This is a genomic window from Streptomyces sp. 5-10, assembly GCF_014712245.1.
GTDB classification, from domain to species: Bacteria; Actinomycetota; Actinomycetes; order Streptomycetales; family Streptomycetaceae; genus Streptomyces; species Streptomyces violaceusniger.
The window spans coordinates 1-21,616 of the sequence record NZ_JACVYG010000063.1 but is presented as its reverse complement, the minus strand read 5'-3'; the positions used below and the strand labels follow the sequence as shown (position 1 = coordinate 21,616).

The 21,616-nt window shown below is 73.5% G+C and carries 19 protein-coding genes; 15 read left to right on the top strand and 4 right to left on the bottom strand.

The features are described 5' to 3' along the window. Positions 1–88: 88 nt before the first annotated feature. Positions 89–850: a FadR/GntR family transcriptional regulator gene (locus IEJ02_RS41240; protein ID WP_191069469.1), complete on the bottom strand. Its 762-nt coding sequence runs from the start codon at positions 848–850 to the stop codon at positions 89–91. A 125-nt stretch (positions 851–975) separates the two neighbouring features. Between IEJ02_RS41240 and IEJ02_RS41235 the strand changes: the two genes are divergently transcribed. The 4 genes from IEJ02_RS41235 (at position 976) to IEJ02_RS41220 (ending at position 5,575) form a co-directional block, all read left to right on the top strand. Beyond that, complete coding sequence (locus IEJ02_RS41235; protein WP_191069468.1) at positions 976–2,343, top strand: glutamine synthetase family protein; 1,368 nt, start codon at positions 976–978, stop codon at positions 2,341–2,343. An 11-nt stretch (positions 2,344–2,354) separates the two neighbouring features. Beyond that, complete coding sequence (locus tag IEJ02_RS41230; protein ID WP_191069467.1) at positions 2,355–3,761, top strand: aldehyde dehydrogenase family protein; 1,407 nt, start codon at positions 2,355–2,357, stop codon at positions 3,759–3,761. Beyond that, entirely contained in the window at positions 3,758–4,540 is a 783-nt protein-coding gene (locus tag IEJ02_RS41225) for a 3-oxoacyl-ACP reductase (RefSeq protein WP_137980265.1), read from the top strand. Before IEJ02_RS41230 ends, IEJ02_RS41225 begins: the two co-directional genes overlap by 4 nt. A gap of 69 nt (positions 4,541–4,609) precedes the next feature. After that, the gene (locus IEJ02_RS41220; RefSeq protein WP_191069466.1) at positions 4,610–5,575 is read left to right on the top strand and encodes a DUF2510 domain-containing protein; all 966 of its coding nucleotides are present in this window, start codon (positions 4,610–4,612) and stop codon (positions 5,573–5,575) included. Positions 5,576–5,620: 45 nt separating this feature from the next. Here the strand turns inward: IEJ02_RS41220 and IEJ02_RS41215 are convergent, their stop codons facing one another. Further along, positions 5,621–6,817 (bottom strand): amino acid deaminase/aldolase, encoded by a 1,197-nt coding sequence (locus tag IEJ02_RS41215; protein WP_191069465.1) that lies wholly within the window; start codon positions 6,815–6,817, stop codon positions 5,621–5,623. Between the two features lie 213 nt (positions 6,818–7,030). Between IEJ02_RS41215 and IEJ02_RS49400 the strand changes: the two genes are divergently transcribed. Together IEJ02_RS49400 and mycP are read left to right on the top strand one after the other, a co-directional pair. After that, positions 7,031–8,143, top strand: coding sequence for a hypothetical protein (locus IEJ02_RS49400; RefSeq protein WP_223865301.1), 1,113 nt, complete (start codon positions 7,031–7,033; stop codon positions 8,141–8,143). Continuing rightward, positions 8,140–9,357 carry a type VII secretion-associated serine protease mycosin gene (mycP, locus tag IEJ02_RS41205; protein WP_191069464.1) on the top strand — a complete coding sequence of 406 codons (1,218 nt, stop codon included), beginning with the start codon at positions 8,140–8,142 and terminating at the stop codon, positions 9,355–9,357. Before IEJ02_RS49400 ends, mycP begins: the two co-directional genes overlap by 4 nt. A 347-nt stretch (positions 9,358–9,704) precedes the next feature. Here mycP and IEJ02_RS41200 read toward each other — a convergent pair whose 3' ends face one another. Continuing rightward, the gene (locus tag IEJ02_RS41200) at positions 9,705–10,505 is read right to left on the bottom strand and encodes a serine hydrolase (protein WP_317986053.1); all 801 of its coding nucleotides are present in this window, start codon (positions 10,503–10,505) and stop codon (positions 9,705–9,707) included. Positions 10,506–10,584: 79 nt separating this feature from the next. Between IEJ02_RS41200 and IEJ02_RS41195 the strand changes: the two genes are divergently transcribed. Both IEJ02_RS41195 and IEJ02_RS41190 read left to right on the top strand, forming a co-directional pair. After that, complete coding sequence (locus tag IEJ02_RS41195) at positions 10,585–11,463, top strand: SseB family protein (protein WP_191069463.1); 879 nt, start codon at positions 10,585–10,587, stop codon at positions 11,461–11,463. A 105-nt stretch (positions 11,464–11,568) separates the two neighbouring features. Then, positions 11,569–12,369 carry an aquaporin gene (locus tag IEJ02_RS41190; RefSeq protein ID WP_191069462.1) on the top strand — a complete coding sequence of 267 codons (801 nt, stop codon included), beginning with the start codon at positions 11,569–11,571 and terminating at the stop codon, positions 12,367–12,369. A 112-nt stretch (positions 12,370–12,481) separates the two neighbouring features. Here IEJ02_RS41190 and IEJ02_RS41185 read toward each other — a convergent pair whose 3' ends face one another. Next, positions 12,482–12,847, bottom strand: coding sequence for a DUF1844 domain-containing protein (locus tag IEJ02_RS41185; RefSeq protein ID WP_191069461.1), 366 nt, complete (start codon positions 12,845–12,847; stop codon positions 12,482–12,484). 409 nt (positions 12,848–13,256) lie between these two features. Here IEJ02_RS41185 and infC point away from each other — a divergent pair, with 409 nt between their 5' ends. From infC to pheT, 7 genes are all read left to right on the top strand, one after another. Beyond that, positions 13,257–13,922 carry a translation initiation factor IF-3 gene (infC, locus tag IEJ02_RS41180; protein ID WP_137981027.1) on the top strand — a complete coding sequence of 222 codons (666 nt, stop codon included), beginning with the start codon at positions 13,257–13,259 and terminating at the stop codon, positions 13,920–13,922. A 151-nt stretch (positions 13,923–14,073) separates the two neighbouring features. Then, complete coding sequence (gene rpmI, locus IEJ02_RS41175; protein WP_020867203.1) at positions 14,074–14,268, top strand: 50S ribosomal protein L35; 195 nt, start codon at positions 14,074–14,076, stop codon at positions 14,266–14,268. A 113-nt stretch (positions 14,269–14,381) separates the two neighbouring features. Continuing rightward, positions 14,382–14,765: a 50S ribosomal protein L20 gene (gene rplT, locus IEJ02_RS41170; protein WP_009713826.1), complete on the top strand. Its 384-nt coding sequence runs from the start codon at positions 14,382–14,384 to the stop codon at positions 14,763–14,765. 615 nt (positions 14,766–15,380) lie between these two features. Continuing rightward, positions 15,381–16,214, top strand: coding sequence for a TrmH family RNA methyltransferase (locus IEJ02_RS41165; protein ID WP_191069460.1), 834 nt, complete (start codon positions 15,381–15,383; stop codon positions 16,212–16,214). A gap of 44 nt (positions 16,215–16,258) precedes the next feature. Further along, on the top strand, positions 16,259–17,557 hold the full coding sequence (locus tag IEJ02_RS41160; protein ID WP_191069459.1) for a sensor histidine kinase: 1,299 nt from the start codon (positions 16,259–16,261) through the stop codon (positions 17,555–17,557). 224 nt (positions 17,558–17,781) lie between these two features. Then, entirely contained in the window at positions 17,782–18,912 is a 1,131-nt protein-coding gene (gene pheS / locus IEJ02_RS41155; RefSeq protein WP_191069458.1) for a phenylalanine--tRNA ligase subunit alpha, read from the top strand. Beyond that, on the top strand, positions 18,912–21,440 hold the full coding sequence (gene pheT / locus IEJ02_RS41150) for a phenylalanine--tRNA ligase subunit beta (RefSeq protein ID WP_191069457.1): 2,529 nt from the start codon (positions 18,912–18,914) through the stop codon (positions 21,438–21,440). The genes pheS and pheT overlap by 1 nt, the downstream gene beginning before the upstream one ends. Positions 21,441–21,616 lie beyond the last annotated feature (176 nt).

Sequence of the window (21,616 nt, the reverse complement as noted above, 5' to 3'; positions counted from 1 at the left end):
AGGTGTGGGGCCATACCTTTGCCTTCCGGTCGGCGATGCGCAAGACCTCTGCGTAAAACCGTGGTTAATGACCCGGTGGACCGACCGCTCAGACCAGGAAGCCGCGCAGCAGCGCCGCCGTGCCCTCGCAGTGTTCCCGCATCGCCTCGCGCGCCCCGTCCGCGTCCCCGTCCAGCACCGCCTCGACCAGCGCCCCGTGCTGGGCCTGGGAGTGCTCGAGGTTCTTGACCAGCAGCGGGATGCAGTCCAGCAGGTCGTTGACGGTCGCGCGGACGGCCGCGTACTGGGCGGCAAGCGACGGTGAGCCCGCCAGCTCCGCGAGCGTGAGGTGGAGCATCGTGTCCAGCCGGCGGTAGTCGGCCAGCGGGGCGTCCCGCGTCGCGTCCAGGGCCGCCCGCAGCCGCCGCGCCTGCCCCTCGCCCAGCCCGTGCGCGGCGCACAGCCCCGCCGCGCCCACCTCCAGGACCTCACGGAACCGCAGGGTGTCCTCGACGTCGACCGCCTCGACCCGCCGCCGCAGCTCGTCCTCGCCGCCCTCGGCGGGCTCGGGCCTGGCCCGGACGAAGGTGCCGCCGTAGCGGCCGCGGCGGCTCTCCACCAGCCCCTGGTCCTGGAGCACCTTCAGCACCTCGCGCAGGGTCACCCGGCTGATCCGCAGCCGGTCGGCCAGCTCCCGCTCGGCCGGGAGCCGGCCGCCGTCGGGGACCAGCCCCAGCCGCAGCACCTGGAGTATCTGCTCCAGCGCCTCCTCGAAGCCGTTCCCCGCGCGCACCGGGCGCAGCACCGGCGCCAGCCGGTCGTCCGCCGCGCTCCCGCGCCCACTCCCGCTCTCGCTCTCGCTCTCGCTCATCGAACCGTCCGCACCTACTTCCCAACCAATGGTCTGCGGTATTACCTTAAGGCCACCCCGCGCTCCCCAACCCCTCTCCGCACCCTCCCTCCCCCCCAGAATTCTCCGACGCAGGAGGCCCCACCGTGGCAGACCGCACGCCCCCGCTCTCGGTCGACGAGCTGACCAGACTGGTCGCCGCCGGGGAGATCGACACCGTCGTCCTGGCCTTCACCGATATGCAGGGAAGGCTCCAGGGCAAGCGGTTCGCCGCCCGCTTCTTCCTCGACGACGTCCTGGAGCACGGCACCGAGGGCTGCAACTACCTCCTCGCCGTCGACACCGAGATGAACACCGTCGACGGCTACGCCATGTCCTCCTGGGAGCGCGGCTACGGCGACTTCGCCATGCACGGCGACACCGCCACCCTGCGCCGCACCCCCTGGAACCCCGGCACCGCCCTCCTCACCGCCGACCTCGCCTGGCACGACGGCAGCCCGGTGGCCGCCTCCCCGCGCCAGATCCTGCGCCGTCAGCTCGACCGGCTCGCCGAGCGCGGCTGGACCGCGTACACCGGCACCGAGCTGGAGTTCATGGTCTTCAGGGACAGCTACGAGCAGGCGTGGAACACCGGCTACCGCGGGCTGACCCCCGCCAACCAGTACAACGTCGACTACTCCGTGCTCGGCACCGGCCGGGTCGAGCCCCTGCTGCGCCGCATCCGCAACGAGATGGGCGCCGCCGGCATGACCGTGGAGTCGGCCAAGGGGGAGTGCAACCTCGGCCAGCACGAGATCGCCTTCCGCTACGCCGACGCCCTGACCACCTGCGACCAGCACGCCGTCTACAAGACCGGCGCCAAGGAGATCGCCGCCCAGGAGGGCATGGCGCTCACCTTCATGGCCAAGTACGACGAGCGCGAGGGCAACTCCTGCCACATCCACCTCTCGCTGCGCGACGAGGCCGGACACCCCGTGCTCGCCGACGACGACGGCCCGTACGGCATGTCGAAGACCATGCGCCACTTCCTCGCCGGACAGATCGCGGCGATGCGCGACTTCACCCTGCTCTACGCCCCGAACATCAACTCCTACAAGCGGTTCCGCCCCGGCTCCTTCGCGCCCACCGCCGTCGCCTGGGGCCCGGACAACCGCACCTGCGCGCTGCGCGTCATCGGCCACGGCCCCTCCCACCGGCTGGAGAACCGGCTCCCCGGCGGCGACGTCAACCCGTACCTGGCCGTGGCCGGGATGGTGGCCGCCGGGCTGCACGGCGTGGAGCGGGAGCTGGAGCTCCCCGAGGTCTGTACCGGCAACGCCTACAACGGCGACGCCGAGCACGTGCCGACCTCGCTGCGCGACGCCGCCGAGCTGTGGCGGAACAGCCCCATAGCGCGGGCCGCCTTCGGCGACGAGGTGGTCGAGCACTACCTCAACATGGCGCGCGTCGAGCAGGACGCCTATGACACCGCCGTCACGGACTGGGAGCGCTTCCGGTCCTTCGAGCGCATGTGAGGAACCACCAGGTGAGCAACGAGCACCCGCACCCCGACCACCACCCCCACGAACACCGGATCCTCAATCCGGCCACCGAGGAGGTCATCGCCACCGTCCCCGCCGCCACCCCGGGCGAGGTGGCCGCCGCCGTGGCGCGCGCCACCGAGGCGCAGCGCGGCTGGGCCGTGCTCGCCCCCGCCGACCGCGCCCGGCTGCTGCGCCGCTTCGCCGCCGCCGTGGACGACCACATCGAGGAGCTGGCCGCCCTCGAGGTCCGCGAGGCGGGCCATCCGATCGGCAACGCCCGCTGGGAGGCGGGCAACGTGCGCGATCTGCTGGACTACGCGGCCGGGGGAGCGGAGCGGCTGAGCGGCGCCCAGATCCCGGTGGCCGGCGGTCTGAACGTCACCTTCCACGAGCCGCTGGGCGTGGTCGCGGTCATCGCGCCGTGGAACTTCCCCATGCCGATCGCCGCCTGGGGCACCGCGCCCGCCCTGGCCGCCGGGAACGCCGTCGTCCTCAAACCGGCCGAGACCACCCCGCTCACCGCGCTCCGGCTGGCCGAACTCGCCCTGGAGGCGGGCCTGCCCGAAGGGCTCTTCCAGGTGCTGCCCGGGGCCGGGCCGGTCGCGGGCGCCGCGCTGGTCGAGCACCCCGGCGTCGCCAAGGTCGTCTTCACCGGCTCCACGGCCGTCGGCAAGGAGATCATGGCCAAATGCGCCGCGGGCGTGAAGCGGGTGACCCTCGAACTCGGCGGCAAGAGCCCGAACATCGTCTTCGCCGACGCCGACCTCGAGCGCGCCGCGGCCGCCGCGCCCGGCTCCTTCCTGGACAACACCGGACAGGACTGCTGCGCCCGCAGCCGCATCCTGGTCCAGGCATCCGTCTACGACCGGTTCATGGAGCTGCTGGCGCCCGCCGTGACCTCCTTCGCGGTCGGCGACCCGGCCGACCCCGCCACCGCCATGGGCCCGCTGATCTCGGCCGCCCAGCGGGAGCGCGTACGGTCCTACGTACCCGAGGACGCGCCCGCCGCCATCCGCGGCGAGGCCCCGAAGGGCAAGGGGTTCTGGTACCCGGCCACCGTGCTGGAGGCCACCGGCCCCGGGGACCGCGCCGCCGTGGAGGAGATCTTCGGCCCCGTCGCGGTCGTCCTCCCCTTCGAGGACGAGGCCGACGCCGTGACGCTGGCCAACGCCACCGACTACGGCCTCTCCGGCTCGATCTGGACCCGTGACGTGGGCCGCGCGGTCCGGGTCTCGCGCGCCGTCGCCGCCGGGAACCTGTCCGTCAACTCGCACAGCAGCGTGCGGTACGCCACCCCCTTCGGCGGCTACAAGCAGTCCGGCCTGGGCCGGGAGCTGGGCCCCGACGCCCTTGCCGCCTTCACCGAGACCAAGAACGTCTTCATCAGCACCGAGGAGCGACTGACGTGACCGAGACCCCCGTGTGCCGCCGTCTGGTGGGCCGTACCGCCGTCATCACCGGAGCGGGCAGCGGCATCGGCCTGGCCACCGCGCGCCGCCTGGCCTCCGAGGGCGCGCAGGTCGTCTGCGCCGATATCGACGAGAGCGCGGGCAAGGCCGCCGCCGACGAGGTCGGCGGGCTGTTCGTGCGAGTGGACGTGGTCGACCCCGAGCAGGTCGAGGCGCTCTTCAAGACCGCCTTCGACACCTACGGTTCGGTGGACATCGCCTTCAACAACGCCGGGATCTCCCCGCCCGACGACGACTCGATCCTCACCACCGGGCTCGACGCCTGGAAGCGGGTCCAGGAGGTCAACCTCACCTCCGTCTATCTGTGCTGCAAGGCCGCGCTGCCGTACATGCGGCGGCAGGGCCGGGGCTCCATCATCAACACCGCCTCGTTCGTGGCCGTGATGGGCGCCGCCACCTCCCAGATCAGCTACACCGCCTCCAAGGGCGGGGTGCTGGCCATGTCCCGCGAACTGGGCGTGCAGTTCGCCCGCGAGGGCATCCGGGTCAACGCGCTGTGCCCGGGGCCGGTCAACACCCCGCTGCTGAAGGAGCTGTTCGCCAAGGACCCGGAGCGGGCCCAGCGGCGGCTGGTGCACGTACCGGTGGGCCGGTTCGCCGAGCCGGAGGAGATCGCCTCCGCCGTGGCCTTCCTGGCCAGCGATGACGCGTCCTTCGTCAACGCCGCCGAGTTCCTCGTGGACGGCGGGATCGCCGGGGCATATGTCACGCCGTTGTAGTCCGGGTGCGTAGTCCTGCCATCCGCGGTGTACGGACTCCACCCCTGGCCATAGGCTGACCATGTGACCATGAACACGCCCCCCGGCTGGTACCCCGATCCCGGCTACGCAGGTAACGGCCCCGCCATGGAACGGTGGTGGGACGGTTCGGCGTGGACCGAGTACACCCGTGATGCCTCGGGCGCCGCGGACCCGGCCTTCGGCCCGCCGCAACCCCCCTACCTGCCAGGGCGGCAGGGGGGACACGGCCACAGCCGGGGCCGGGGCCCGAGGATCGCGGCGCTCTCCGTCGCCGTCGGCGTCGTCGTCGCCGCGATCGCCGGTGGCATCGTGCTGCTGGGCGACGGCGGCGACGGCGGCGGGAACGCCCAGACCGGGCCCGGCCCCAGCACCTCCGCGCCGGACGACGGCGGCGACCCGGCCCCCGGCCTCCCCACCCCGGACAACCCCTCGGAGGGGCCCACCGAGAGCCCCAGCGCACCACCCAGCTACGACCCGGACACCGCCCCGGACCCGGGCAACGGCATCAGCCTGCCGGTGCTCTCCGGCTGGCAGGCGGGGCGCAGCAGCTCCGGCGGCGCGGGCGTCACCACCTCCCGCTACCCCTGCCCGGGCGACCCGTCCACCGACTGTGTGCGCGGCGGCGCCTTCTCCCGGACCGCCGAGGGCTACAAGGCCACCTCCGCCAAGGGCATAGCCAAGGAGGACATCGCGCAGAACGCCGAGGAGTCCTACGGCACCGACCAGGACACCGACCGCAAGGCGTACGGCGGGATCACCTCCCACAAGCAGCTGAAGGCGTCGGCGGTCGAGGTCGCGGGCAAGGAGGGCTATCTGGTCCGCTGGAAGGTGGTGACGAAGAAGGGCGACGACGGCATCGTCCAGTCGGTGGCGTTCCCCTCGCCCACCATGCCGGGCACGATGGTCGTGGTGCGCTTCGGGTTCGACGAGAGCGACAAGGCGCCGCCGCTCAGCGACATGGACAAGATCCTCAAGGGCATCGAGGCGCTGGCGGGCGACGGCAGGTCCATTTAGCCGCGTCGCACCGTTGCTTTTCGGTCGTTGCTCGAAAGATGTCGGTCAGAGGAACGTCCTGCCCTCGCCCCGGTACGTCGGCACCTCGGCCACCACCCGGTCCCCCTCGACCAGCCGCAGCGTGTCGAACCGTTCGCACAGCTCACCGGCCTTGGCGTGCCGGAACCACACCTTGTCGCCGATCAGCAGATCGTCGGCGGCCGTGCCCAGCAGCGGGGTCTGCACCTCGCCCGGCCCCTCCATCGAGTCGTACACCAGCCCCTCCGGCAGATACGGCACCGGCAGCCGGTCCCGGCCCGCCGCGCCCGAGGCCGGATAGCCACCGCCGAGCACCGTCACCACGCCCACCCCGGGGCGGCGCACCACCGGCTGGGCGAACAGGGCCGCCGGACGGCCGCGGAAGGAGGTGTAGTGGTCGAACAGCCGCGGCTGGTAGAGCCCGGACCCGGCGGCGATCTCGGTCACCGCGGCCTCCGCTGCGGTGTGCTGCACACTGCCCGTACCGCCGCCGTTGACGAACTCCAGGTCCGCCACGGCCCGCACCGCCCGTACGGCCGCGGCCCGGCGCGCCGCGAGCTCCCGGCGCGCCACGGACTGCATCAGCCGGATGGCGCGCGAGCGCAGCGGGCTCCCGGGCACCGCGTCGCCCACGCCCGCCACATGCCCCTCGTACGCCATCAGCCCGACCAGCCGGAAGCCGGGGCGGTCGGCGATCGCCCGCGCCAGGGCGGCCAGTTGCTCCGGTTCGCGCAGCGGTGAGCGCAGCGCCCCGACCCGCACCCGCCCGCCGAGCATCCGCAGCGAGGTGTCCAATTCCAGGCAGACCCGGACCTCTTCGGTCCCGGCGCGAACGCTGTCGATCAGATCGAGCTGGGAGAGGTCGTCCACCATGACGGTCACGGCCTCGGCCAGCTTGGGGTCGCCGGTCAGGGTGGCGAAGCCGTCCCGGTCGGCGGAGGGATAGGCGAGCAGTACGTCGTCGAACCCCTCGCGCGCCAGCCACAGTGACTCCGGGAGCGTGAAGCTCATGATCCCCGCGAAGCCGTCGCGCGCGAGCACCCGCTCCAACAGCGCGCGGCAGCGCACCGATTTGCTGGCGACACGGATCGGTTTGCCTCCCGCCCGGCGGACCAGATCCCGAGCGTTGTCGTCGAAGGCTCCCAGGTCGACAATCGCCACGGGCGCTTCGAGATGGGCGGTGGCCCGGTCGTACCGGGCCCGGTCAGCGGCGGCAGCGGACATGGACGCAGCTTGCCAGACCGCTATTACCACTGGGTAGAGGGCGCCCGGTGCGCAGGCCCCCCGGCTGGCCGTAGAGTGTCGCGCACGCCACGACCGGCAGGTCAGCGGCGTGTTGTCCGCATACGGGTCCGCGTGCCCGAAAGGCGGTGCGGTGGCGCGGCGAACCGGACGGAGCCAGGTGAAGCAGGTCTCGACGGGTGCGAGGGGGTGCAGGTGAGCACCGACGCGGAACAGGCGCACTCACCCCGCGGCACGCCCCCACCACGCCCCGCACATCCCCCGCGCACGGCGCCCGAGCGGCCTTCCGCGCCCCCGTCGCGCCCCGCCAACGGGCCCGGGTTCACCCCGGATCCGGAGACCCCCGTCCTCGGCGTACGGGCGAAGGCCCCGTTCTCCAGAGGCATCGCCGGGGCGCCCGGCACCGGGGTGCCCCCGCAGCCCTCGGCACCGCCGCGCCCCTCCGCACCGCCGGGCGCCGGGGCATCGCCGGGCGCCGGGGCATCAGCGCGCACCGGGGCGTCACCGCGTACCGGCGGGCTCTTCGGGGACCTCGGGCCGGGCGGCCGGCGCCGGCCGCCCAGCCGTACGGCGGCCGCCGCCGCGAGTCTCGTCCTCGGCCTCGGGCTGCTCGGCGGGGCGGCGGCCGGAAGCTGGCTGGGCGACGACCCCGGCGCCCCGCCGTCCACCGCCGACACCTACGCCCACGCCCGCTCCGCCTGGCACAGCGTCCCCGTGGACGACCTCTTCCCGCGCACCCTGCGCGGCAAGGGCCAGGGCCCCGGCGGCGCCGACCGCGTCTGGACCCGGATAGCCGTCGCCCCCGACAGCAGCTGCGGCGGCGGATTCGATCCGCTGCTCGCCAAGGCGCTGGCCCCGGTGGGCTGCAAACGGCTGGTGCGCGCCACATACACCGACGCCACCAGCACCAGCGTCACCACCGTCGGGGTGCTGATCACCACCTCAGGACCCACCGGCATGCGGGCGCTGCGACAGCGCTTCGTGGTCGAGAAGCTGGACGAGCGCACCGATCTGATGCCCCGCACGTACGCCGCCGAGGGCACCGCCGCGGCCGGTTTCGGCGACGACCAGCGCGCCAGCTGGCGGATCCGGATCCTCACCGACGCCCCCGCCGTCGTCTACACCGTCACCGGCTTCGCCGACGGCCGTGAGGTCACCGACCCGCAGTCGGCGGGCGAGGCGACCCAGCGCGGCGCCACCTCGGCCCCCGCGCAGTCCGGCCTCGGCAACGACGCCCGGGGCATCGCCGACGCGATCGAGGCCGGATTCCGCCGGGCCCTGGCCACGTACCCGGAGACCACCTCATGACCGGGATCGGACGCCGCCTCGCCGTGGCCCTCGCCGCCGCCGGGCTGACCCTGGTGCCCGCCGCCCCCGCGGACGCCGACGGCATACAGGCCCAGGAGTGGGCGCTGGACACCCTCCACGTCCGCGAGGCCTGGCAGACCACCAAGGGCTCCGGGATCACCGTCGCCGTCCTCGACACCGGCGTCGACGACGGCCACCCCGACCTCAAGGGCCAGGTGCTGCCGGGCAAGGACCTCATCGGCTTCGGCGCCCGGCGCGGCGAACGCGCCTGGGCCCGCCACGGCACCGCCATGGCCGGGATCATCGCCGGGCACGGCCACGGCGCCTCCGGCGGCGAGGGCGTGCTGGGCGTCGCCCCGAAGGCCCGCATCCTGCCGGTGCGGGTGATCCTCGAGGACTCCGACCCCGCCCGCAAGAAGGCCCGCTCGACCCGTGGCGGCGCGCTCGCCGCCGGGATCCGCTGGGCGGCCGACCACGGCGCCGACGTCATCAACCTCTCGCTCGGCGACGACAGCGCCTCCGCCCACCCCGAGGCCGCCGAGGACGCCGCCGTGCAGTACGCGCTGCGCAAGGGCGCGGTCGTGGTCGCCTCCGCGGGCAACGGCGGCGAGAAGGGCGACCGGGTCTCCTACCCGGCCGCCTACCCCGGGGTCATCGCCGTGACCGCCGTGGACCGCTACGGCTCCCGCGCCGCCTTCTCCACCCGCCGCTGGTACGCCACCGTCTGCGCGCCCGGCGTCGACGTGGTCATCGCCGACCCCGACAAGCGCTACTACGAGGGCTGGGGCACCAGCGCGGCCGCCGCCTTCGTCTCCGGCTCCGTCGCCCTCGTCCGCGCCGCCCACCCCGACCTGAGCCCGCGCCAGATCCGCGGGCTCCTCACCCGGACCGCCCAGGACGTCCCCGAGGGCGGCCGCAGCGACGACCTCGGCGCGGGCCTGGTGAACCCGGCGGCGGCGATCGCCGCGGGGAACAAGATGAAGCCCGAGGCCCAGCAGCCCGCCGTGGCCGCCGCCCCGAACCGCTACTTCGGCAACGGCCCCGGCCACACCCAGGGCGCCCACGACGACTCCGGCCCCAACCAGATGGCCCTCCTCGCCGGCCTCGCCGGCACGGCCCTGATCGTCGCCGCGATATCCCTATGGCGCGGCTCGGGCCCCCTGCGGGTGCCCCCGAGGCTGCGGGCACTGCTGACGGGGACCCGTACGCGCTGAACGCGCCGACTCGGCCCTCCGTCGGCCTGGGCAACGTCGCTCGCCGCGACGGTTGGCGGGGGCCCGCTGCGGGTGCGTCGCCGGCGGGGTTCGGTCGGCTCTGGGCGGCGTCCGGCCGCTGCGCTGTCGGCTCGGGCCCGGTGCGCGTGCCTGCTCGCGGGGGTCCGTACGCGCTGAAGCGCGGCGGCGGTTGTCGCATCGGCGTGCTGGGCGGGCCGTCGCCGGGGCTCGTGGGGTGCCGGGCCGGGGCCCCTCGGCGGTCATCGGTTGGGGCGTGCCGCACGCGCTGCTCATGGGGAGCGTGCGCGCTGAGGGCCCGGCGGCGGTCGTCGGCTCGAGCACGCCGCTTACCGCGACGCGTACGCGGCGGTCGTCGCCACGGCCGTTCGCGCCACCTCTTCCACCAGCGTCACCCCGCTCTCCCGGTCAGCATTGCCCTCGGACAGCACCGCGATCAGGTAGGGCCGACCGTTCGCCGTCACCTCGCCGATGCTGTTGATGACCCACAGGCCGGTGGCGTCGCGGGGCATCCAGCCGTTCTTGAGCCGCGTTCCGGCGCCGTCCGCGGCGGCCGAGATGCCCCAACCCTGACCGGCGACGACGCGGCCCATCAGCGTCCGTAGATACGCCTGGGAGCGCGCGTTCAGTGGGGAGCCGTCCAGGAAGACCGCGCGCAGCAGGGTCAGCTGATCGGACGCGGTGGTGTGCGTCAGACCCCAGCGTCCGCGGTCGTCGGCGTGGGTGTCGGTCAGCCCGAGCCGTCCCAGCGCGGCCTCGAGGCCGCGCGCCCCGCCGATCGTCCCCCACAGCGCTGTCGCCGCGTCGTTGTCGCTCTGCTCGATCATCACGCCCGCGTACGAGCGCTCCTGAACGGTCAGCCGCCGCTCCTCGTCCTGCGCCCCGAGCAGCAGCGCCGCGAGGATGCCGACCTTGATGACGCTCGCCGTGGCGTACGAGCCCTCGCCATGGGCCCCGTTCGCGCCCGACCCGGGCTCCAGGACGGCGACCGAGAAGTCCGCGCCGGAGCCCGCGCCAGCGGCCGCGGCCAAGGGCGCGAGCGCGTCGGCGAGTGCGCCGCTCAGCCCCTTCAGCCCGCCCGCACCCGACAGGGCGGGCAGGGCCGGGCCGCCGTCGTTCACGCGTTCCACGTGGTCTCCTTCACTGCCACCCCGCCGCACGGCGGGGGTGCGGGGGTCTCGGTCTCCTCGCTGTCGATACCCTCATGGCGTGGCGCTCAAGAACATTCCCGACCCCGGCTTCTCCGGCGACGACGGCTCCGCCGACCCCCGGCTGACCGCAGCGCTCGCCGCCTGGGCCGATGACCGCTCGGCCGAACCGGAGGTGCTCGCGGCGCTCGCCGACGCCCGCCTCCTCGTCCCCGTGGTGGCGATTCTCGGCGAGGCCGAAGTGGTGGAATCCAAGCCCCGCGAAGCGTCCGTTGAGGGGGGTGGTGGGCGACGGGCGGGCGGGCTGCGCGAAGCGTCCGTTGAGGGTGGTGGTGGGCGACGGGCGGGCGGGCTGCGCGAAGCGTCCGTTGAGGGTGGTGGTGGGCGACGGGCGGGCGGGCTGCGCCGCGACAAGACCAGCGACATGGCGGTGCCCACGCTCCAGGCCCCCGACGGCCGGCGCGCGCTGCCCGCGTTCACCTCGCTCGAGACGCTGGCCCGCTGGCGCCCGGACGCCAGGCCCGTGGCCGTACCGCTGCGCCAGGCGCTGGAGGCCACCGCCCATGAGAAGGCGGACACCCTGGTCCTGGACCTCGCGGGCCCGGTGCCGTACCAGCTGACCGGCCCCGCGCTGCTGGCCCTCGCCGAGGGGCGGACCAGCGCCGATCCGCTCGCCGACCCGGCCGTGACCGAGGCGGTGCGCACCGTGCTGGATGCCGAGCCGGAGGTGCTCCGGGCCCATCTGGCCCCGGCGGCGGACGCCGACGGGATGCTCGCGCTCGCCCTCACGCCCGGCGCGTCGGCGCGCGAGACGGCGCACCGGGTGGCGGGCGCCCTGGCCGCCGACGAGGTGCTGCGGGCGCGGCTGGTGCGCGGGTTGACCCTGGCACTGCTGCCGCCGGACGCGAACGTCCCCGGCGAGCCGCTCTTCAGCCGCTGAGGGTCGGGGCCCGGCCCTCCCCATTCGGACCAACAGGCGAATACTCCCGATTCCGCCCACAATGCTTAGGCGACTGGCGGTCGGAATCTGCGTGAGGAGAGCGCCATGGAGACGAGAACGGTCGTAGCGGAGTTCATCGGGACCGCGATGCTGGTCCTCTTCGGAGTCGGTTCGCTGGTCCTGGCGGGCGACTACATCAACGCCCTCGGGATCTCGCTCGCCTTCGGCTTCACGCTGATCGCGATCGCCTTCGCGTTCGGACGCATCTCGGGCTGCCACATCAACCCGGCGGTGACCCTCGGCGTGCTGCTGGCCAGGCGCATCGACATCCGTACGGCCGTCCAGTACTGGGTCGCGCAGTTCGTCGGCGCGATCGTGGGCGCGGCGATACTGTTCCTGCTCGCCAACCAGGTGCCCCGGCTCCAGACGGCCGGCGCCTTCGGCAGCAACGGCTACGGCGGCCGCTCACCGGTGGGCATGGGCGCGGGCGGGGCCTTCCTCGCCGAGGTGCTGCTGACCTTCCTGCTGGTCTTCGTCTTCCTCACGGTGACCCACGCGGTGCCGATGGTCGGCGCCGAACCGGTCCCGGTGGGCCTCGCCCTCGCCGCGGCCAACCTGATCGGCATCCCGCTGACCTGGGCCTCGGTCAATCCGGCGCGCAGCTTCGGCCCCGCCATCTTCGCGGGCGGCGACGCGCTGGGCCAGCTGTGGCTGTTCATCGTGGCACCGCTGGTCGGCGGCGTGCTCGCCGCGGTGGTGCACCGGTTCACCCATCTCCATCCGGCGGGCCGGGCCGAACGGGAGGAGGCGCATCCGCCCCCGGCGACCGGGCCGTGGGGACGCATGCGCGGCGGCCACCGCCCCGAGGCGGGCGGCCCGGAGACCAAGGGCCCGGAGGCGGCCTGAGCAGCCTGAGCGACGAGGGACCCGGAGGCGGCCTGAGCCTATGCCCGGGGCCCGGGGCCGGCCGTGACGTAAGGGGGCGGCCGGTCAGCCGAAGACGTAAGGGGGCAGCCGGTCAGCCGAAGACCGGGCCGGTGAACTTCTCGCCGGGCCCCTGCCCCGGCTCGTCCGGCACCACCGACGCCTCGCGGAAGGCGAGCTGGAGGGACTTCAGGCCGTCCCGCAGCGGAGCGGCGTGGAAGGAGCTGATCTCCGTGGCGCTGGCCGTGACCAGCCCCGCCAGGGCGTTGATCAGTTTCCGTGCCTCGTCCAGGTCCTTGTGCTGGGGGCCCTCCTCGGCCAGGCCCAGGTTGACCGCGGCGGCGCTCATCAGGTGCACCGCGACCGTGGTGATCACCTCGACGGCGGGCACATCCGCGATGTCCCGGGTCATCCGGTCGAAGTCGGGGGCCGGCGGCTGCGCGGCGTTGGCGTCGCTCATGGTGGTCGGGGCTCACTTCCTGATGGACGGTGTCCCCCAGCCTAGGCGTCCACCCGGCGCCGTACGCACGGGGCGGGTGAGTCCACAGGAACGGGAGGGACTGGAGCGACGGGAGAAGTGGGGACCGGGGGAACCAACCGGGGGAACCAGGGGTACGGCGGACGCCGGAGACGCGGCGGGTGAGCATCCCATGCGGGTCCTGGTATCGTAGATAAACGACCGGCCGGTCACCTGTGTGTCCGGCCCACAAGTGGAGGCTCCGCGCTCCCACCTCCCGACCCACGGTCGGCAGGTCATCGGTCAGGCTGCGCCCCGCGGTGATATCGCGGCGGTGCTCCCGGTCAGTGAGGAGCCCCGCCTGTGTACCGTGCGGGGCGTTTTTTGCGCCACGGCGCGGTGGTCTCAACCGATACAGACTTACGCGGCAGTCCGCCAGGCGGTCGCGTGGTGCAACCGAGGAGGATCCATCAGCGCCGAGCCCCGCATCAACGACCGGATTCGCGTCCCCGAGGTGCGACTCGTCGGTCCCAGCGGCGAGCAGGTCGGCATCGTGCCGCTTGCCAAGGCCCTGGAGCTTGCGCAGGAGTACGACCTCGACCTGGTCGAGGTGGCGGCGAACGCCCGTCCGCCGGTCTGCAAGCTCATGGACTACGGAAAGTTCAAATACGAGTCGGCCATGAAGGCCCGTGAGGCGCGCAAGAACCAGGCGCACACGGTCATCAAGGAGATGAAGCTCCGGCCGAAGATCGACCCGCACGACTACGACACCAAGAAGGGTCACGTCGTCCGGTTCCTCAAGCAGGGCGACAAGGTCAAGATCACGATCATGTTCCGCGGCCGTGAGCAGTCCCGGCCCGAGCTCGGCTACCGCCTGCTGCAGCGGCTCGCCGAGGACGTCCAGGAGCTGGGCTTCGTGGAGTCCAACCCCAAGCAGGACGGACGCAACATGATCATGGTTCTCGGTCCGCACAAGAAGAAGACCGAGGCGATGGCCGAAGCCCGTGAGGCGCAGGCCGCCCGAAAGGCGGAGCGCCAGCAGGGCGGCAGCCCCGCTGAGGAGCCCGCCGAGGCGTGATGGGAGAGGCGTGAGCCTCGACCGCCCACCCTGGAGCCGCACGGCTCCGGAGACCAACCGAAACACATGACGCTGCTTCTGGACGCCCGGATCGCGGTGATCCCCGCATCCGCGGCCGCCCGGACAGCGCCTGACGAGGAGAGACGGCGACATGCCGAAGAACAAGACGCACAGCGGTGCCAGCAAGCGCTTCAAGCTCACCGGCTCCGGCAAGGTGGTGCGCCAGCGCGCCGGTCGCCGCCACCTTCTCGAGCACAAGCCGTCCACGCTGACGCGCCGCCTGGCCGGAAAGGTCGAGATGGCCCCTGCCGACGCCAAGAAGATCAAGAAGCTTCTCGGCAAGTGACGCCCCCGCCCCGCTCCGGCGGGGCGAGGCGAGCGCCAGACCGGGACCCACCGGGACCTATTCGTTTCCGGGCCGCGTGAGTCACCCGCGGCCCCGTACAAGGAGTTAAACAAGTGGCACGCGTCAAGCGGGCAGTCAACGCCCACAAGAAGCGCCGGGCGATCCTCGAGCAGGCCAGCGGCTACCGGGGCCAGCGCTCCCGCCTGTACCGCAAGGCCAAGGAGCAGGTCACCCACTCTCTGGTCTACAACTACAACGACCGTAAGAAGCGCAAGGGCGACTTCCGCCAGCTGTGGATCCAGCGCATCAACGCCGCTGCCCGCGCCAATGGCATGACGTACAACCGCTTCATCCAGGGTCTGAAGGCCGCGAACATCGAGGTGGACCGCAAGATCCTGGCCGACCTCGCGGTCAACGACGCGAATGCGTTCGCGGCGCTGGTGGAGGCTGCGCAGAAGGCGCTGCCGAGCGATGTGAACGCGCCGAAGGCCGCGTAAGCGCTGCGCTGAGCATTGCCGAGTGGACCCGCAGGTGAAGGCTTCACCTGCGGGTCCGCGCATGTCGACGCCCCCTGGGGTCTCGTTTCCGGGTGCGGCCCGGTGGCCGGGTTGTGCCCACCCGTCCCTCCCTCAGCTACCGCTGGGAGGTGCCCCTCGCGGGACGATTGCCCACAACAGGGCACGTTCCGCCCCGCGGAACGGCTGCCCGCACCCGGGGCGCCGCTGGCCTCTCCGAGGCCGGGGCTTGGCCCGCCGTTGCCGGGCGCGCCGCTGCCTCTTCCGGGGGTCCGGGGGCTTGCCTCCGGTTTCGGGGAGGGGCGGGGTGGGGGAATCCGCCCTGCGGGACGATGCCCGCAGCCGGGCGCGTCGCTGGCCTTTTGGGGCTTGCGTCGCCGCAACCTGGCGCGTTGCCGGTCCCTGGGGCCGGGCTTGCCGGGTCATGACCGGGTGCCGGTGCCCCCTCCGGGCCCTGGGACTTGGCCCGCCGTTGCCGGGCGCGCCGCTGCCTCTTCCGGGGGTCCGGGGGCTTGCCTCCGGTTTCGGGGAGGGGCGGGGTGGGGAAAGGCCCGGCCCGCGTAACCAACACACCACACGAGAAAGCGCACGCACCCCATGGCGACCCCCGAATTGACGTCCCTGCGATCGCCACGCGTCACCGCCGCCCGGCGCCTGGCCAAGCGCAGCTTCCGCGGCAAGGAGCGGCGGTTCATCGTCGAGGGGCCGCAGGCCGTACGGGAGGCCATCGCGCACCTCGTGGAGGTGTACGTCACCCCCGAGGCCGCCGAGCGCCACCAGCCGATCCTCGACGCCGCCCGCGCCGCCGACGTCCCCGTGTTCACCGCGACCGATGACGTCGTCGCGGAGATGTCCGACACCGTCACCCCGCAGGGCATCGTCGGGCTGTGCCGCTTCCTGGACTCGCCGTTCGAGGAGATCCTGGCCGCCCGGCCCAAGCTCGTCGCCGTGCTCGCCAACGTCCGCGACCCCGGTAACGCCGGCACCGTGCTGCGGTGCGCCGACGCCGCCGGGGCGGACGCGGTCGTGCTGACGGACGCCTCCGTGGACCCGTACAACCCCAAGGCCGTACGCGCCTCCGTCGGCTCCCTCTTCCACCTCCCCGTCGCCGTCGGCGTACCCGTCGAGCGTGCGGTGAGCGGGCTGCGGGAGGCCGGGGCGCGGGTGCTGGCCGCGGACGGGGCGGGGGAGCGGGACCTGGACTCCGAGCTGGACGACGGGCTGCTGGGCGGCCCCACCGCGTGGATCTTCGGCAATGAGGCATGGGGCCTGCCGGAGGCTACCCGCGCACTCGCTGACGCGGTGGTGCGCGTTCCGATTCACGGCAGGGCCGAGAGCCTCAACCTCGCCACGGCCGCCGCCGTGTGCCTCTATGCCTCCGCTCGTGCGCAGCGCGCTCCCGCAGGGTGCCGCTCCGTCACATCGACCTAGTAGGGTTGCCCCCTCTGGGAGGGGACCCGAGAGGGGGTGTGGGGATGGACGTCAGGACCTCCGGCGCCAGGGCGGCCGAAGCCCATGCGGCCGAAGCCCATGCGCCCGGAGCGGAGCCGCCCGGCGGGAAGCAAGGCCGGGAGCAAGGCGGGAAACACGGCGAGGGGCACGGCGAGGCGCCCGGCGAGGGGCACAGCGAGGGGCAGGGCCGCCCGCCCACCGGGGCGGACCCCGGTGCGCCCGGCCCCGGCGGCGCGCCGGACGCACTCGGACCGCACCCCGACGACCTGCCCGACGGCCTGGTCGTGGCCGACGAGACCGGCCTGGTCACCTGCTTCAACGCGGCGGCGGCCCGCATCACCGCCACCGACCCCGCGGACGCGATCGGCCGCCGGCTCGAGGTGGCCCTGCCGTTAGAGGACCTGGACGGCCGGCGCTGGTGGGCGCTGACCGATCCCTATGGAGGGCTGGCCATCCGGGCCGGTCAGCCCGAGCGGAACCTGCTGCTGCCGGGCGGCCGCGAGGTGCTGGTCTCGGCCCGCTATGTGCGCGAGCGGCCGACCGGGCCGGTGCGCCGGGTGGTGGTCTGTCTGCGCGGCACCGAGGCCCGCCGCCGCACCGAGCGCAGCCATGCCGAGCTGATCGCGACCGTCGCCCATGAGCTGCGCTCGCCGCTGACGTCCGTGAAGGGGTTCACGGCCACCCTGCTGGCCAAGTGGGAGCGGTTCACCGACGACCAGAAGCGGCTGATGCTGGAGACCGTCGACGCCGACGCCAACCGGGTCACCCGGCTGATCGCCGAGCTGCTGGACATCTCCCGGATCGACTCCGGCCGGCTGGAGGTGCGCCGCCAGCCGGTGGACCTCGCCGCCGCCGTCCGCCGCCATGTGCAGGCGCTCACCGCGGCCGGGCACACCGCCGAGCGGTTCCTGATCAGGGTCAGGGGTCCGCTGCCCAGGCTGTGGGCCGATCCGGACAAGATCGATCAGGTGCTGGGCAACCTGCTGGAAAACGCGGTGCGCCACGGCGAGGGAACGGTCACCATTGACATAGCGCCCGCACCGGCCAAGCCGGTCGCGGAAGGCCCCGCTGAAGGCCCCACTGTCGAAAGGACCGCCGTCACCGTGAGCGACGAGGGCCCCGGTATCCCGGAGGAGTCGATGAGCCGCGTCTTCACCCGCTTCTGGCGGGGCAGCAAGCGCGGCGGCACCGGCCTGGGGCTCTACATCGTCAAGGGCATCGTCGAGGCCCACGGCGGCACGATCACCGTCGACCGGGCCCGCGGCGGCGGCGCGGAGTTCCGATTTACCCTGCCCGTGGGCACCCCGGCCTATCTGGCCTGATCCGCCCGCGGGCTTCTCCAGCACGGGGGGACCCCGAGCGCGGCGGCCGCCGCGCGGCGTCCCCCGGAACAGCACCCCTCGCGCGCCCCTTAGACTCGGGCTTTGGCACCTTTGGCGTCCCCTTCACGGGGCGCAGCGGTCGCAGCCGGTCGAGCCGGGGTCGCGCGGTCGGGGGGGGGCACCCCCCAGCGGTAGCTGGGGGACAATCGGAAGCACGGGAAGAGATGTCGGCACCCAATAAGTCGTACGACCCTGTCGAGGTCGAGGCACTGAAACCGGAAGAGATCGCCCGCAGGCGGGACGAGGCGCTCGCCGCCATCGCCGCGGCCGGGGATCTCGAGGCGTTGCGCGAGGCGAAGGTCGCCCACACCGGCGACCGCTCGCCGCTGGCCCTCGCCAACCGCGAGATCGGCGCCCTGCCGCCGCACGCCAAGGCGGACGCGGGCAAGCGCGTCGGCCAGGCCCGCGGCCAGGTCAACCAGGCGCTGAAGGCCCGGCAGGAGGAGCTGGAGGCGGAGCGCGACGCCCGGGTGCTGGTCGAGGAGGCGGTGGACGTCACCCTGCCGTACGACCGCACCCCGGCCGGCGCCCGCCACCCGATCACCACGCTCTCCGAGCGCATCGAGGACGTCTTCGTGGCGATGGGCTACGAGGTCGCCGAGGGCCCCGAGGTCGAGGCCGAGTGGTTCAACTTCGACGCGCTCAACTTCCCGCCCGACCACCCCGCCCGCGAGATGCAGGACACCTTCTTCGTGCGCGGCGCCAAGGGCGACCAGGACGGCGAGGGCTCCGGTGTGGTGCTGCGCACCCACACCTCGCCGGTGCAGATCCGGTCGATGATCGACCGCGAGCCGCCCATCTATGTGATCTGCCCGGGCCGCACCTTCCGCACCGATGAGCTGGACGCCACCCACACCCCCGTCTTCCACCAGGTCGAGCTGCTGGCCATCGACGAGGGCCTGACCATGGCCGACCTCAAGGGCACGCTCGACCACATGGTGCGGGCGCTGTTCGGCGAGGGCATGTCCACCCGGCTGCGGCCGAACTTCTTCCCGTTCACCGAGCCGTCCGCCGAGATGGACATGCTGTGCTACGTGTGCCGCGGCGAGTCCGTGGGCAACCCGGACCGGCCCTGCCGCACCTGCTCCAGCGAGGGCTGGATCGAGCTGGGCGGCTGCGGGATGGTCAACCCGCGGGTGCTCATCGCCTGCGGTGTCGACCCGGACAGGTACAGCGGCTTCGCCTTCGGCTTCGGCATCGAGCGGATGCTGATGTTCCGGCACAACGTGGAAGACATGCGAGACATGGTCGAGGGTGATGTGCGCTTCACCCGGCCCTTCGGGATGGAGATCTGATGCGGGTCCCGCTTTCTTGGCTGCGGGAGTACGTCGACCTGCCCGCCGGTGAGACCGGCCGTGACGTACAGGCCAAACTCGTCGCCGCCGGGCTCGAGGTCGAGACGGTCGAGCAGCTCGGCGCCGGGCTCAAGGGCCCCCTGGTCGTCGGGCAGGTGCTGACCATCGAGGAGCTGGAGGGGTTCAAGAAGCCCATCCGCTTCTGCACCGTGGACGTCGGCCGGGCCAACGGCACGGGTGAGCCGCAGGAGATCGTCTGTGGCGCCCGCAACTTCGCGGTCGGCGACAAGGTCGTGGTCGTGCTGCCCGGCGCCGAGCTGCCCGGCGGCTTCGCGATCTCCGCGCGCAAGACCTACGGCAAGGTCTCGCACGGCATGATCTGCTCCAGCGACGAGCTGGGCATGGGCGACGACGGCACGCACGGCATCATCGTGCTCCCGCCGGAGCACGAGGTCGGCACCGACGCCATCGAGCTGCTTCAGCTGGTGGACGAGGTCCTGGACATCGCCGTCACCCCCGACCGGGGCTACTGCCTGTCGATGCGCGGGGTCGCCCGTGAGACCGCGACCGCCTACGAGCTGCCGCTGCGCGATCCCGCCCTCCTCGACGTGCCCGCGCCCAACAGCCACGGCTACCCGGTCAAGGTCGCCGACCCGGTCGGCTGCGACCGCTTCACCGCCCGCACCGTCACCGGGCTCGACCCCGAGGCGCACTCCCCGATCTGGCTCCAGCGCCGGCTCCAGAAGGCCGGGATGCGCCCGGTCTCGCTCGCCGTCGACATCACCAACTACGTGATGCTCGAACTGGGCCAGCCGCTGCACGCCTACGACCGCTCCCGGATCACCGGGGCGATCGGGGTGCGCCGCGCGGAGCCGGGTGAGAAGCTCACCACCCTCGACGGCACCCAGCGCGTCCTGGACGCCGAAGACCTCGTCATCACCGACGAGAGCGGCCCCATCGGCCTCGCCGGTGTCATGGGCGGCGCCAACACCGAGATCGCGGACGCCGCCGCCGACCCCGAGTCCGGCCAGGTGGCGGGCACCACCGAGGTGGTCATCGAGGCCGCCCACTTCGCCCCCGTCTCGGTCGCCCGCACCGCCCGCCGCCACAAGCTGTCCTCCGAGGCGTCCCGCCGGTTCGAGCGCGGTGTCGACCCCGAGGCCACCTCGGCGGCGGCGCAGCGCACCGTCGATCTGCTGGTGCTGCTCGCGGGCGGCACCGCCGAGGTGGGCGTCACCGAGATCATCGCGCCCAGCGCTCCGCACACCATCACGCTGCCCGCCGACCACCCGGACAAGGTCGCGGGGGTGTCCTACGGCCGCGAGACCGTGGTGCGCCGGCTGCAGCAGATCGGCTGTGATGTCTACGGCGCCGACGACCTCACCGTCACCGTGCCCAGCTGGCGGCCGGACCTCACCGACCCCAACGACCTGGCCGAGGAGGTCATCCGGCTCGAGGGGTACGAGAACCTCCCCTCGACCCTGCCCCGGCCCCCCGCCGGGCGCGGGCTGACCGAGCGTCAGCGGCTGCACCGCCGGGTCGGCCGGGCGCTGGCCGGGGCCGGATACGTCGAGGCGCTGAACTACCCGTTCCTCGGCGAGGAGGTGCTCGACCAGTTCGGGCTGGCCGCCGACGACCCGCGGCGCGATCTGGTCCGGCTGGTCAACCCGCTGTCGGACACCGAGCCCGCGCTCCGTACGACGCTGCTGCCCGGGCTGCTCGGCGCGCTGCGCCGCAACGCCGGCCGCGGCGAGCACGACCTCGCGCTCTTCGAGACGGGGCTGGTCTTCCGCGCCACCGGCGACGAGCCGCCCGCGGCCATCCTGCCCGTCGACCGCCGTCCCACCGACGAGCAGATCGCCGGGCTCGACGCGGCGCTGCCGCACCAGCCGCGCCGCGCCGCCGTCGTCCTCGCGGGCGACCGCGAACAGGCCGGCTGGTGGGGCCAGGGCACCCCGGTGAGCTGGGCCGACGCTATCGAGGCGGGCCGGATCGTGGCCCGCGAGGCGGGCGCCGAGCTGATCGTCCGCCAGGACCAGCAGGCCCCCTGGCACCCGGGCCGCTGCGCCGCGCTGCTGGCCGTCGTCGACGGCCAGGAGATCCTCGTCGGCAACGCCGGTGAGCTCCACCCCCGGGTCACCAAGGCCCTGGGCCTGCCCGAGCGCACCTGCGCGATGGAGATCGAGCTCGACCGTCTTGAGCAGGCCGGCACCGGCCGCGTGGGGGCGCCCCACGTCTCCACGTTCCCGGTGGCCACCCAGGACGTCGCGCTGGTCGTGGACGCGTCCGTGCCCGCGGCCGAGGTCGAGACGGCGCTGCGCGAGGGCGGGGGGGAACTGCTCGAATCCCTCCGCCTGTTCGACGTCTTCACCGGTGAGCAGCTTGGCGAGGGCAGGAAGTCGCTGGCCTACGCGCTGCGCTTCCGCGCCCCGGACCGCACGCTGACCGCCGAGGAGATCGCCGCGTCCCGCGACGCCGCGGTGTCGGCGGCCGCCGACCGCACCGGCGCCACGTTGCGCGGAGCCTGACGGCACCGGCCACGCGCCACCACGGAGGGGCGCACCCGTACGCAACGGGTGCGCCCCTCCGCCGTCCCTCGCCGCAGCCGACCCGGTCAGCCCGCGCCGACCGCGCCGACTGCGCCGACCGCGCCGACCGCGCCGACCGCGTCGACTGCGTCGACTGCGTCGACCGCGTCGACTGC